Consider the following 11,835-nt stretch of genomic DNA (forward strand, 5'->3'; position numbering starts at 1 on the left):
CGACACGGGCCAGATCTTCCGGTTCGATCCGGTCCGGGCGCCGACGGCGATTCCCGCCATCACCGGTAACTGATCACCCCGCCGCGGGCCAGGGCACCTGCGGGGAGCGGTAGTAGTCGATGCCCAGGGCGTCCCAGCGGGGTGCCTGCGCGGCCAGTCGCACCCGGTAGTCGTCCCAGTTGTGCGTGGACCGGGGCGACCAGCCCAGTTCGGCGATGCCGGGGAGGCGCGGGAAGGCCATGTACTCGATGTGGGCGCTGGTGGAGAGGGTCTCCGACCACAGTGGTGCCTCCACGCCGAGGACCGAGGACGGCGGGGCGTCGGCGATGTAGCTGCCCGGGTCCCAGTCGTAGGACTGCTTCGCCTCGACGTATCCGGCCCAGCTGAGCCCCAGCGGGGTGCTCGCGTCGTACTTCATGTCCAGGTAGGCGCGGTTGGCGGGCGAGAGGATGAGCCGGGTGCCGTTCTTGGCGGCGTCGGCGACCTCCTTCTCGGTGCCGTTGGTCCCCCAGTACTGGGCGATCGCCCCCTCCGCGGGGCGGGCGCCGGTCAGCTGGTGCCAGCCGACCACGGTCTTGCCGTACTTGGCGACGATCGGCTGGACCCGGTCCATGAAGGCCACGTAGTCGGCGTGGCTGGTGGAGTGCGCCTCGTCGCCGCCAATGTGGAGGTAGCGGCCGGGGGTGAGGGCGGCGAGTTCGCGGATGACGTCGTCGACGAAGTCGTACGTCACCTCCTTGGGCGCGCACAGCGAGCTGAAGCCGACCTCGGTGCCGGTGTAGAGCGGTGGGGCGACGCCGTCGCAGTTGAGGTCGGCGTAGGAGGCGAGGGCGGCGTTGGTGTGGCCGGGCATGTCGATCTCGGGGACGACGGTGAGATGGCGGGAGGCCGCGTAGCGCACGATCTCCCGGTAGTCGGCCTTGGTGTAGAAGCCGCCGGGCCCGCCGCCGACCTGGGTGGAGCCGCCGTATGTCGTCAGCCGGGGCCAGGAGTCGATGGCGATCCGCCAGCCCTGGTCGTCGGAGAGATGCAGATGCAGCTTGTTGATCTTGTAGAGGGCGAGCTGGTCGACGTACGCCTTGACCTGGTCGACGGTGAAGAAGTGCCGGGAGACGTCGAGCATCGCGCCCCGCCAGGCGTAGCGCGGCACATCGGTGATGGTGCCGCCGGAGATCCGCCAGGGGCCGGGCTGGCGGGTGGCTCGTTCGACGGACGCGGGCAGCAGCTGGCGCAGCGTCTGGATGCCGTGGAAGAGCCCGGCGGACGTACGGGCGCTGATGGTGACGGCGCGCCGGTTCACCTCCAGCCGGTAGCCCTCCGCGCCGAGCGCCTCCGTGGCGGGCCCCTTCGCGGTGCGCCGGGGTGCGTCGCGCACGATCCGCAGCCGGATGCCGTCGCCGCCCGCGCGCGCGGTGACCGGCAGCCGGTAGCCGGTGGCGGGGCGCAGCACGCCCGCGAGATAGTCGCCCGCCGTGCGCGCCGCGCGGGAGCCGGGCGCCACCCGGATCAGGGTCGTCGGGCGGAGCGTGTACGGGCTCTTGCCGGGCCGTACGGAGGCGGGCGCGGGCACGACCCGGTCCAGCGGCACCGGCGCGCCGACGGCGGCGGAGCCGGAGGTGGCGGCGGCCGGGGAAGCCGAGGAGGCGGCGGCGGTCCCCGCCCCCGCCGCCACGGTCAGCAGGAGGGAGCACAGCAGTCGAGCACGGCGTCGTCTCACAGGGGTTCCCTTCAACGAAGCGTCCGTGGAGCGTCCGCATCTTGCGTACCGCGACGCCCAGTTGGGGTCAAGGTGTAGACCAATGTGTCGCTGTGCGCCTGTCAGAATCCATCTCATGGCGGAAATCACCCAGCGCGATGGTGCATGGACCTTTGACGGTGAGTCGGTACGGATCGTCCCGGGGCGGGACAAGAACGTGCACCTGGTGCGGCAGGCGCTCGGCGAACTGACCGTGCCACTGGAGGCGCTGGCGGGCGTCGCGTACGAACCGGGGCGCAAGTCCGGCCGACTGCGGCTGCGGCTGCGCCCGGGGGCGGATCCGCTGGCGCAGGCCACGGGCGGCAAACTGCCGGACGCGGCCGATCCGTATCAGCTGTCGGTCGACCCGGACCGCACCGGCGTCGCCGAGTATCTGGTCGACGAGGTCCGGCAGGCGATGCTGCTGGACCAGGTGCCGTCCACCCCGTGCGACCGCTATCTGCTGCCCGGTCCGCCGGTGCCGCTGTCGGCGACGGCCGGTGACGCCACCGCGTCGTTCGACGGTGAGCGGATCCGGCTGGAATGGAACTGGAAGACGGAGGAGTCGAAGAAGTCGGGCGGCCCCCGCACCCTCCCGCTGGCGGACCTGGCGGCGGTGGAGTGGTTTCCCGCCGTCGGGCTGGAGAACGGCTTCCTCCGCTTCACCGTGGACAAGGCGACGGCGACGGCCGCGCCCAAGTACGACCCGCACGCCGTCGTCCTGTACGGCTTCCGCAAGGATCCGCTGATGGCGCTGGTCGCGGCCGCCGTCACGGCCCGGATGCCGCATCCGTTCGCCCCGGCCCCGGCGGAGCCCGCCGACGCACCCCCGGCCCCGGACCCGGACGCGGCCGCCACACGGCTCACGAAGCCGGAGAGCGGTGACGCGGATCACGACGCCCTGCTGCGACGTCTGCGCGAACTCGGCGATCTTCACCAGAGCGGGGTCCTCACCGAGGAGGAGTTCACCACCGCCAAACAGGCCGTGCTCCGTCGGTTTTCTCGCCATTAAGACCGAACCCTGCCCGATATCGGGCAGAAATTTTGCGAAACACCCCAGGGGACCGCAGTATCAACGGATGCTCGATCGCCGCATGTCCCACGATGACCTCATCGACCACCTGGTCCGCAGCACGCCGCTCAGCCGCGGCGAGGCGGCCCGGGTGGTGCTGGACGTGCTGGCGTACTTCGACGAGACGACCGAGGAGTTCGTCCGGCGACGCCACCGCGAGCTGCAGTCCGGCGGACTGACCAACGCGGACATCTTCGAGCGGATCACGGCCGAGCTGCCGTACCGCGCGGTGGCACCGCCCGAACTCTCGCTGCGCCAGCTGCGCCGCATCGTCTACGGCTGACGTCACCACCACGCCCGGGCAGCGGCCGCCACCGCCGGAGCGAAACGGGTGCGAGCGTTCATGATCGATTCAATCGGGAGGGCCTGAACACCATGTGCGGAATCGTCGGATACATCGGGAAACGCGACGTGGCACCGCTGCTACTGGAGGGGCTGCAGCGACTGGAGTACCGCGGCTACGACTCCGCGGGCATCGCAGTCCAGGCCAAGCCGGGCAAGGGGGCACAGAGCGGGCAGTCCGCCGCCGGGCTGAAGACCGCCAAGGCCAAGGGCCGGGTCCGCGACCTGGAGGCCAGGCTGCCCAAGCGCTTCGCGGGCACCGCGGGCATCGCGCACACCCGCTGGGCCACCCACGGCGCGCCCAACGACGTCAACGCCCATCCGCATCTGGACGCGGACGGCAAGGTCGCGATCGTCCACAACGGCATCATCGACAACGCCTCCGACCTGCGCGCCAAGCTCGCCGCCGACGGCGTGGAGCTGATCTCCGACACCGACTCCGAGGTCCTCGCCCACCTCATCGGCCGCTCGCAGGCCGCCACCCTGGAGGAGAAGGTCCGCCACGCGCTCGCCCTGGTCGAGGGCACCTACGGCATCGCCGTGCTGCACGCGGACTTCCCGGACCGCATCGTCGTCGCCCGCAACGGCTCCCCGGTGGTGCTGGGCATCGGCGAGAAGGAGATGTTCGTCGCCTCGGACGTCGCCGCGCTGGTCAGCCACACCCGCCAGGTGATCACCCTGGACGACGGCGAGATGGCGACCATCAAGGCCGACGACTACCGCACCTACACCACCGAGGGCAGCCGCACCGCCCCCGCGCCGACGACGGTGGAATGGGAGGCCGAGTCGTACGACATGGGCGGCCACGACACGTACATGCACAAGGAGATCCACGAACAGGTCGACGCCGTGGACCGGGTGCTGCGCGGCCGGATCGACGACCGTTTCTCCACCGTCCGGCTGGGCGGGCTGAACCTGGACGCGCGCGAGGCGCGCGGCGTCCGCCGGGTGAAGATCCTCGGCTGCGGTTCGGCGTACCACACGGGCCTGATCGGCGCGCAGCTGATCGAGGAGCTGGCCCGTATCCCCGCGGACGCCGAGCCCGCGAGCGAGTTCCGCTACCGCAACCCGGTAGTGGACCCCGACACCCTCTACATCGCGGTCAGCCAGTCCGGCGAGACGTACGACACGCTGGCCGCCGTCCAGGAGCTGAAGCGCAAGGGCGCGCGGGTGCTGGGCGTCGTCAACGTCGTGGGCAGCGCGATCGCGCGCGAGACGGACGGCGGCGTGTACGTCCACGCCGGTCCCGAGGTGTGCGTCGTCTCCACCAAGTGCTTCACCAACACCGCCGTCGCCTTCGCGCTGCTCGCCCTCCACCTCGGCCGGATCCGCGATCTGTCGGTCGCCGACGGCAAGCGGATCATCGCGGGGCTGCGGAAGCTGCCCGAGCAGATCGCCGAGGTGCTGCGCGGCGAGGAAGACATCAAGAAGCTCGCCGCGGAATACGCGAATGCAAAGAGCATGATGTTCGTCGGGCGGGTGCGCGGCTACCCGGTGGCGCGCGAGGCGTCCCTGAAGCTGAAGGAGGTCTCCTACGTCCACGCCGAGGCGTACCCGGCCTCCGAGCTGAAGCACGGGCCGCTCGCGCTCATCGAGCCCGAGGTGCCCACCGTCGCGGTGCTCCCGGACGACGAGCTGCTGGAGAAGAACCGCGCGACGCTGGAGGAGATCAAGGCCCGCAGCGGCCGGATCCTGGCCGTCGCGCACCAGCCGCAGGAGAAGGCGGACCACACGATCGTGGTACCCCGCAACGAGGTCGAGCTGGACCCGATCCTGATGGGCATCCCGCTGCAACTGCTGGCGTACCACACGGCGCTGGCGCTCGGCCGGGACATCGACAAGCCGCGCAACCTGGCGAAGTCGGTGACCGTGGAGTGACCTTCGGGTGATCCCGGGGTGCGGCTGGTCGCGGGCGGCTGCCTGGCGGCTGGTTACGGGCGCCGGAACGCCCCCAGGTTCGGCGGTCCCCCGCGTGTGCCACCACGCACGCGGGGGCCCGCCCCTGGGCCGGCGTCGCCCTAACGCCGGCGCTGGCCACCGCGCGAGAACCGTCACTTCCCGCCCGGCGCCACGCCGAACGGTTTATGCCCCGCACACGTGCCCAATCCACCTCTACGCACGGGTAGTTTCCGCGGGTGTCAAGATGGTCTTGGGACCATCTCGGCTGCGGGGAAAGGGAGTTGAGGCTGTCCAGTTCTGAACGCCCGCCCGGGCCGGGGCCCGCCCGGATGTTTCAGCGCGGGTCCGCTGGAGAAAAGCTCACGCCCCGACGACCGGCCAGGACCCGGCCATGACCCCATGGCCCGGCCATGGTTCAGCCCGGACCCGGCCAATGCCGGGTCCGGGCTCAGGGGATGACGATGACGGGCCGCTGAGCGCGCCGCGCGAGCCGCCCCGCCACCGAGCCGAAGATCCGCCCCACCAGCCCATGCGTGGAGCCGACCACGATCGCGTCGGCCGCGTACTCCCGGCCGACCTCCTCCAGCTCATGGCAGATGTCGCCGCCCCGCTCGACGAGGATCCACGGCACCTCGGTGAGGTGCTCGGCACAGGCCAGCTCAAGGCCCAGCACCTCGGTGCGGTGATCGGGAACGTCGACGAAGACGGGGGGCTCGCAGCCCGCCCAGACAGTCGTCGGCAGCCGGTTGGCCACATGGACGATGATCAGACCTGAGCCGGAGCGCCGGGCCATGCCGATGGCGTACGCGAGGGCGCGCTCGCTCGATGTGGAACCGTCGAATCCGACCACGACGCCGTGCTGGAAGGCTGGATCGCAGGAATGACGTGTTTCTTCCGCCGCTTGGGGGTGCGCCAGGTGATCGGCGACCCGCTTGCGGTCCGCGGGTTCGGGGATTTCGTGACCGGCCATCGGTGTCTCGGCGAAGGGTGTCCTCGTGCGGAGGGATACGGCGGGGACTCAGGTTGAAGTTGGCGGGGGACTAGAGCTCCGCTAGAGCTCAAGACGAGGATCGAACGAAAAAAATCCGTCCGGGATTCATCTTTCCAAGCCCTTACCCCCAAGGGTACGGCGCCATTCCTCGCCTGCCCAGAGGTTGCCCCGGCAGCGGAGCGGCCGAAGCGTTCCCCGGAGCATGCCGGAGGGCGGCCCGTAACGCAATGCCCCAAGTGGTCCCGACTCCGACCCCGCCGACCCCTCGCGTACGCCGTGCGGTCGCCCCGCAGTGACCTGTCGGCGGGCCGGACGTTGTAGTACCCGCGGAGCGATCACCTCCGTACGGAACGGGCCCGGACGGCACGCACCGGCCACGGCCACGACCGCCCCACGGCCCCCTCCCCCCGGCCGGGACCGACCCGCGCCGGAGCCCCGTTCCACTACTCCTCCACCGTCCGCCGACCCGTTCTCCCCTCATCTGTCCACCATCTGTCCACCGCGCGAGAGGAGCCGCCACCGTGCCAGGCATCCGCGAGTACGACGCCCCCGGCGCCCCGCCCGGCGACGGCCCGGGGCGCCTCCACGGCGACCCCCGCCGCGGCGCCCCCGGACGCCCTCCCGGCGGCACCCGGGGCGACACCCGAGGCGACCCCCGCGCCACTGGCCCCGGCGGCGTCCCCGGCGGCGGTACGGGCACGGAGCCCGGCGTGGGGCCCGGCGGCGGCCCCGGCAGCGACCCGGTGAACGAGGTCATCCGCTGGTCCGCCTTCGGCTGCGCCGTGGTCCCCGCCGTCCTCCTCCTCTGTGGCTCTCCCCTGAGCGGCGCGGCGGGCGCCGCCGTGGGCCTCGCCGCCGTGACCGCCGCCAGCCACTCCCTCCTGCGCTACTACGAACGCGCCGCCGCCCGGCTGGGCGGCGGCGCGGCGAGCCCGCATCGCGGGCGGCACGGGCGCACCGGGATCGGGACGCACCGGGGCGGTCGGCGGAACTGACGCCGGGCCCGGACCGCCCGGCCCGGCCGGGCCCCGGGACGGCTCCAGGAGCGCGCCGCGTCGTACTCCGTAGACACGACCGCGACGCGGGATGAGCCGGTCGTACGCCGGTCGAAGTACCCGTCCGCACGTCTGCGCCCGCTGGTTTTCGGCCAACTTCGTATCCCAGTTCTTCCCTTGGCAAACGCCATGCTCAACCCCCTTCCGGCCAGCGTGGAAAGGGGTACGAGCCACCCGTACCCCCTACGGGAAGTGGGCGTCAGCAGGAGGCCCACTTCACAGCGAGGGCTACGAGTGCAACGCTTCGTGATCGAATGCTTCGCGCCAAGTTGTCATGTCGACATAGTGGCGGGTGGTGAACTGGTCACGGCGACCACACGCGACACAGTAGATTCGATCTTGGCCATGACCGGCGGGGGAACCGTTCAGGACCGAGGGGAAACGTGCAGGACCGAGAGGACGCGACCACCGAGGGGGGCTTAGAGCCATGAGCCAGGACTCCACGACCGTACCGGAGACCTCGCGCAAGCTCTCCGGACGCCGGCGACGAGAAATCGTCGCGGTGCTGCTGTTCAGCGGCGGACCGATCTTCGAAAGCTCCATCCCGCTCTCCGTCTTCGGTATCGACCGGCAGGACGCCGGAGTCCCTCGGTACCGATTGCTGGTGTGCGCGGGCGAAGATGTGCCACTGCGAACGACTGGCGGACTGGAACTGACCGCACCGTACGGCCTGGAGGCGCTGTCCCGGGCCGGCACCGTCGTCGTACCGGCCTGGCGGTCGATCACCCAGCCGCCACCGGCCGCCGCGCTCGACGCGCTGCGGCGCGCGCACGAGGAGGGCGCGCGCATCGTGGGCCTGTGCACCGGGGCCTTCGTACTGGCCGCCGCGGGGCTGCTCGACGGCCGCCCGGCGACCACGCACTGGATGTACGCGCCGACGCTAGCCAAGCGCTATCCATCCGTCCACGTGGATCCACGCGAGCTGTTCGTGGACGACGGCGACGTACTGACCTCGGCGGGCACCGCCGCCGGGATCGACCTGTGCCTGCACATCGTGCGCACCGACCACGGCGCGGACGCCGCGGGGGCCCTGGCCCGCCGGCTCGTCGTGCCGCCGCGCCGCAGTGGAGGGCAGGAGCGCTACCTGGACAGGTCGTTACCAGAGGAGATCGGCGCGGATCCGCTCGCCGAGGTCGTGGCGTGGGCGCTCGAGCATCTGCACGAGCAGTTCGACGTCGAGGCCCTGGCCGCCCGCGCCTATATGAGCCGCCGCACCTTCGACCGCCGGTTCCGGTCGCTCACTGGGAGCGCTCCACTCCAGTGGCTGATCACCCAGCGGGTGCTCCAGGCCCAGCGGCTCCTGGAGACCTCCGACTACTCGGTCGACGAGGTCGCCGGGCGCTGCGGCTTCCGGTCCCCGGTCGCGCTGCGCGGGCACTTCCGGCGGCAGCTGGGATCCTCCCCGGCCGCCTACCGGGCCGCGTACCGGGCCCGCAGGCCCCAGGGCGGCGCCCCGGACCGCGGACCGGACCGGCTGGAGCGGGCCGAGCGGCTCGGCGGCGGCGACCGCGCCGAGGTGCTCGAACAGCGCGCGGGTGAGCACGCCATGCCGCTGCGGCGGCCCGGCGCACCCGTCACGCATTCGGCCCACCACCATCACCCTCCGCACTCGCCGCATCCACCGGGCGGGACGGAACCGGGCAAGCCGGAATCCGATGCGTACGCCCCCCGCCTGCCTGAGCAGGCAACGGGCCGCGCCCCGGGTCGTCCGACCCTGCCCGGCCAGCGGGAACGCCCCGTAGGGTGAGACGTATGAACGATCGCATGGTGTGGATCGACTGCGAGATGACCGGGCTCTCGCTGTCGAACGACGCGCTCATCGAGGTGGCCGCGCTGGTCACGGACTCCGAGCTGAACATCCTGGGCGACGGAGTGGACATCGTTGTCCGGCCACCCGCCGAGTCGCTGACCACCATGCCCGAGGTGGTGCGGGAGATGCACACGGCTTCCGGGCTGCTCGCGGAGCTGGACGGCGGGACCACCTTGGCGGATGCCGAGGCGCAGGTCCTGGCGTACATCCGCGAGCACGTCCCGGACGCCGGCAAGGCCCCGCTGTGCGGAAACTCGGTCTCCACCGACCGCGGTTTCCTCCTGCGGGACATGCCGACGCTCGAGGCGTATCTCCACTACCGGATCGTCGACGTCTCTTCGATCAAGGAGTTGGCCCGCCGCTGGTATCCGCGGGCCTACTTCAACAGCCCGAAGAAGAACGGCAACCACCGCGCACTCGCCGACATCCACGAGTCGATCGCCGAGCTGCGCTACTACCGGGAGGCCGTCTTCGTCCCCCAGCCGGGCCCGGACTCGGACAAGGCGAAGACCATCGCGGCCCGCCACGTCCTGCCCGCCCGGCAGTCGTGACGACTCGCTCCCGGCGCGCACGATAGCCGGGAGCGAGCACCCCCGCCGACCCTGTATAGTTTTTCTCGGCCGGTGCGGAAAGCAGCGGTCATGGTGGGTATAGCTCAGATGGTAGAGCACCTGGTTGTGGTCCAGGATGTCGCGGGTTCAAGTCCCGTTACTCACCCTTGCTGAAGAGGCCGCTGATCTGCGCAAGCAGGTCGGCGGCCTCTTACGTTGCCCACGGCCGCAGCTTCTCCGGATTGCGGACCGCCCAGATCCGGGTGACCCGGCCGTCGGAGACGTCGAACGAGGCCACGGTCTCGACGACGCCCGCACGCCGGGCCACCAGACCCGGCACGCCGTTGACCGACCGCTCCAGGAGTTCGAGCCCCGGGGCCTTGTCGGCGATGGCGACCATGTACTGGGCGATGCGCGCGCCGCCCTCGACCGGGCGCAGGACGGTGCCGGCCATGCCGCCGCCGTCGGCGGTCATCACGGCGGCCGGGTCGAGGAGACCGACGAGGGTCACGATGTCCTTGGCCTCCCACGCCTCTTTGACGCGCCTCACCACGTCGGCCCGGCTGCTCGCCGCCACCGGGGCGCGCGCGGCGCCCAACCGCCGCCGGGCGGAGGCCGCCAGCTGCTTGCAGGCCGCGGGGGTCCGGCCGAGCACGTCGGCGATCTCGGCGAACGGGTACCGGAAGACATCGTGCAGGACGAACGCCACCCGCTCGGCGGGCGTCATCGACTCCAGGACGACGAGGAAGGCCATGGCCACCGACTCGTCCAGGACGATCTGATCGGCGGGGTCCACAGGGCCGCCGCCCGCGCGGTCCCCCTCGGTGCGGTCGGGCAGCGGCTCGGGCAGCCACGCGCCGACGTAGCGTTCGCGGCGGGCCCGCGCCGAGCCGAGCAGGTCCAGACAGATGCGGCCGGTCACCGTCGTCAACCAGGCCCCGGGGGACAGGATCTCCTCCTGCCGACCGCGCGGCAGCTCGTACCAGCGCGCGTAGGCATCCTGTACGGCGTCCTCGGCCTCGGTCACCGAGCCGAGCAACCGGTAGGCGACATTGATCAGTTGGCGCCGCTCGCCGTCCAGTTCATCGGTGCTGGTCCCGACAGTCCCCATGCTTCCGGCAGCCCCCTCGCCTTACCTTTCGCGGGCCCGCGTCGTCGGGCTGGTGAGACCTTATCTACTGCCCGAGAGCGGAAAAGGGACTGTGACATGGCCACTCAAACGACGGCGACGGCGGCGACGGCGACGACGACGGGCGCACGGCGCGGCTCCTCGTTCCTGCGGATCGCGATCGCCCTGCAGACCCTGACCATCTTCCTTCAGGCGGTCTCCGCCGGACTGCTGCTGACCTCGTCCTACGGCGAGACGCTGCACAGCGCCGGAGCCCGCGTGATGTACGGGGCGTCGATGCTGTACGTCCTCGCGGCGGTGCTGGCGTGGAAGCCGGGCGGCGGCTCGACCCGGCCCATCTGGCACGCTTCGGGTTTCCTCGTCCTCGCCTCGGTGCAGGTCGTGCTGGGCATCGCGCACGTCCCGTCGGTCCATCTGCCCCTGGGCGTCGCGATGTTCGGCCTGAGCGTGCTGGCGCTGGCCCGGCGCTGACGCCCGATGGACCCGATGGACCGGTGTCAGCCGAGCGGTTCGGGGCCCCAGTGCGTGGCGGTCCAGCCGCGGCGGGGGTCGCCGTCGAGGGTCACGACCTGGGTGTTCTCCAGGGGGTTCCGCGCGGCGTACGCGGTGTCGATGTTGCGGGCGCGGGCGGCGACCCAGGTGCGGATGGCCGCGCCGTGGCTGATGACGGCGGCGTGCTCCGCGCCCGACGCGGCGATCTCCTCGATCACCTCGTCGTAGCGGGACAGGGCCTCCTCGCCCGTCTCGCCGCCCGGTATCCGCAGATCCGTCTGGCCCGCGGCCCAGGCCAGCACGGTCTTGAGGTAGAGCTGCACGGATTCGGTGTCCTCGCGCATCTCCAGGTCACCGGCGATCAGTTCGCGCACGCCCTCGCGGAGGACGACCTCCAGGCCGCGTTCGCGGGCGAGGGGGGCGGCCGTCTGCTGGGCGCGGTGGAGCGGGGACGCGTACAGGGCGTCGATCCGCTCGTCCGCGAGGCGTGCCACCAGCCCCTCCGCCTGCTGCCGCCCGAGCTCGGTGAGGTCGGCGCCCGGCATGGCGGTGTCGAGGGCGTGGATGACGTTGGAGGGGGTCTGGCCGTGGCGGACGAGCAGGAGACGCATCGGGGGCGGGCGTCCTTCCGGGGAGCGGGCGCGGGGGGGGGGGGGGGGGGGGGGCCGGGCGGGGGGGGGGCCCCCCCCCCCCGTCGCCCCAACGGGTTGGGGGGGGGGAAACAAGGGGGGGTGTTACCCCCCCCACCCCGGGGGGCTC

11 protein-coding genes and 1 tRNA gene are annotated in these 11,835 nt (G+C 71.8%); 8 read left to right on the forward strand and 4 right to left on the reverse strand.

Annotated features, from left to right (window positions below; translation table 11 throughout):
• Positions 1–73: 73 nt before the first annotated feature.
• Entirely contained in the window at positions 74–1,717 is a 1,644-nt protein-coding gene (locus tag ACZ59A_RS06025) for a beta-N-acetylhexosaminidase (protein WP_470954043.1), read from the reverse strand.
• A gap of 115 nt (positions 1,718–1,832) precedes the next feature.
• Here ACZ59A_RS06025 and ACZ59A_RS06030 point away from each other — a divergent pair, with 115 nt between their 5' ends.
• The 3 genes from ACZ59A_RS06030 (at position 1,833) to glmS (ending at position 5,027) form a co-directional block, all read left to right on the forward strand.
• A complete protein-coding gene (locus ACZ59A_RS06030; RefSeq protein ID WP_470954045.1) occupies positions 1,833–2,747 on the forward strand; it encodes a DUF4429 domain-containing protein in 915 nt (304 codons plus the stop codon).
• Positions 2,748–2,814: 67 nt separating this feature from the next.
• Entirely contained in the window at positions 2,815–3,090 is a 276-nt protein-coding gene (locus ACZ59A_RS06035) for a hypothetical protein (RefSeq protein ID WP_055552634.1), read from the forward strand.
• Between the two features lie 92 nt (positions 3,091–3,182).
• On the forward strand, positions 3,183–5,027 hold the full coding sequence (gene glmS / locus ACZ59A_RS06040) for a glutamine--fructose-6-phosphate transaminase (isomerizing) (protein ID WP_470954048.1): 1,845 nt from the start codon (positions 3,183–3,185) through the stop codon (positions 5,025–5,027).
• 469 nt (positions 5,028–5,496) lie between these two features.
• Here glmS and ACZ59A_RS06045 read toward each other — a convergent pair whose 3' ends face one another.
• Positions 5,497–6,018 carry a universal stress protein gene (locus ACZ59A_RS06045; RefSeq protein WP_470954051.1) on the reverse strand — a complete coding sequence of 174 codons (522 nt, stop codon included), beginning with the start codon at positions 6,016–6,018 and terminating at the stop codon, positions 5,497–5,499.
• 542 nt (positions 6,019–6,560) lie between these two features.
• Here ACZ59A_RS06045 and ACZ59A_RS06050 point away from each other — a divergent pair.
• The 4 genes from ACZ59A_RS06050 to ACZ59A_RS06065 all read left to right on the forward strand — a co-directional run bounded on the left by ACZ59A_RS06050 (position 6,561) and on the right by ACZ59A_RS06065 (position 9,621).
• Positions 6,561–7,034, forward strand: coding sequence for a hypothetical protein (locus ACZ59A_RS06050; protein ID WP_470954054.1), 474 nt, complete (start codon positions 6,561–6,563; stop codon positions 7,032–7,034).
• A 487-nt stretch (positions 7,035–7,521) separates the two neighbouring features.
• Positions 7,522–8,841, forward strand: a complete 1,320-nt coding sequence (locus ACZ59A_RS06055; protein ID WP_470954057.1) for a helix-turn-helix domain-containing protein — start codon at positions 7,522–7,524, stop codon at positions 8,839–8,841.
• 5 nt (positions 8,842–8,846) lie between these two features.
• Positions 8,847–9,455, forward strand: coding sequence for an oligoribonuclease (orn, locus tag ACZ59A_RS06060; protein ID WP_468052356.1), 609 nt, complete (start codon positions 8,847–8,849; stop codon positions 9,453–9,455).
• Positions 9,456–9,548: 93 nt separating this feature from the next.
• Positions 9,549–9,621: transfer RNA gene (locus tag ACZ59A_RS06065), tRNA-His, on the forward strand.
• A 45-nt stretch (positions 9,622–9,666) separates the two neighbouring features.
• Here the strand turns inward: ACZ59A_RS06065 and sigJ are convergent.
• A complete protein-coding gene (gene sigJ, locus ACZ59A_RS06070; RefSeq protein WP_470954060.1) occupies positions 9,667–10,566 on the reverse strand; it encodes an RNA polymerase sigma factor SigJ in 900 nt (299 codons plus the stop codon).
• 96 nt (positions 10,567–10,662) lie between these two features.
• Here sigJ and ACZ59A_RS06075 point away from each other — a divergent pair, with 96 nt between their 5' ends.
• A complete protein-coding gene (locus ACZ59A_RS06075) occupies positions 10,663–11,055 on the forward strand; it encodes a hypothetical protein (RefSeq protein ID WP_470954063.1) in 393 nt (130 codons plus the stop codon).
• A gap of 26 nt (positions 11,056–11,081) precedes the next feature.
• Here the strand turns inward: ACZ59A_RS06075 and ACZ59A_RS06080 are convergent, their stop codons facing one another.
• Complete coding sequence (locus ACZ59A_RS06080; RefSeq protein WP_470954065.1) at positions 11,082–11,687, reverse strand: histidine phosphatase family protein; 606 nt, start codon at positions 11,685–11,687, stop codon at positions 11,082–11,084.
• Between the last annotated feature and the right edge of the window lie 148 nt (positions 11,688–11,835).

Source organism: Streptomyces sp. NPDC040405, from assembly GCF_055595765.1.

Coding starts and splice junctions, on each gene's coding strand:
- orn (WP_468052356.1), top strand. CDS start 8,847: ATGAACGATCGCATGGTGTGGATCGACTGCGAGATGACCGGGCTCTCG.
- ACZ59A_RS06035 (WP_055552634.1), top strand. CDS start 2,815: ATGCTCGATCGCCGCATGTCCCACGATGACCTCATCGACCACCTGGTC.
- ACZ59A_RS06080 (WP_470954065.1), bottom strand. CDS start 11,687: ATGCGTCTCCTGCTCGTCCGCCACGGCCAGACCCCCTCCAACGTCATC.
- ACZ59A_RS06045 (WP_470954051.1), bottom strand. CDS start 6,018: ATGGCCGGTCACGAAATCCCCGAACCCGCGGACCGCAAGCGGGTCGCC.
- ACZ59A_RS06075 (WP_470954063.1), top strand. CDS start 10,663: ATGGCCACTCAAACGACGGCGACGGCGGCGACGGCGACGACGACGGGC.
- glmS (WP_470954048.1), top strand. CDS start 3,183: ATGTGCGGAATCGTCGGATACATCGGGAAACGCGACGTGGCACCGCTG.
- ACZ59A_RS06030 (WP_470954045.1), top strand. CDS start 1,833: ATGGCGGAAATCACCCAGCGCGATGGTGCATGGACCTTTGACGGTGAG.
- ACZ59A_RS06055 (WP_470954057.1), top strand. CDS start 7,522: ATGAGCCAGGACTCCACGACCGTACCGGAGACCTCGCGCAAGCTCTCC.
- sigJ (WP_470954060.1), bottom strand. CDS start 10,566: ATGGGGACTGTCGGGACCAGCACCGATGAACTGGACGGCGAGCGGCGC.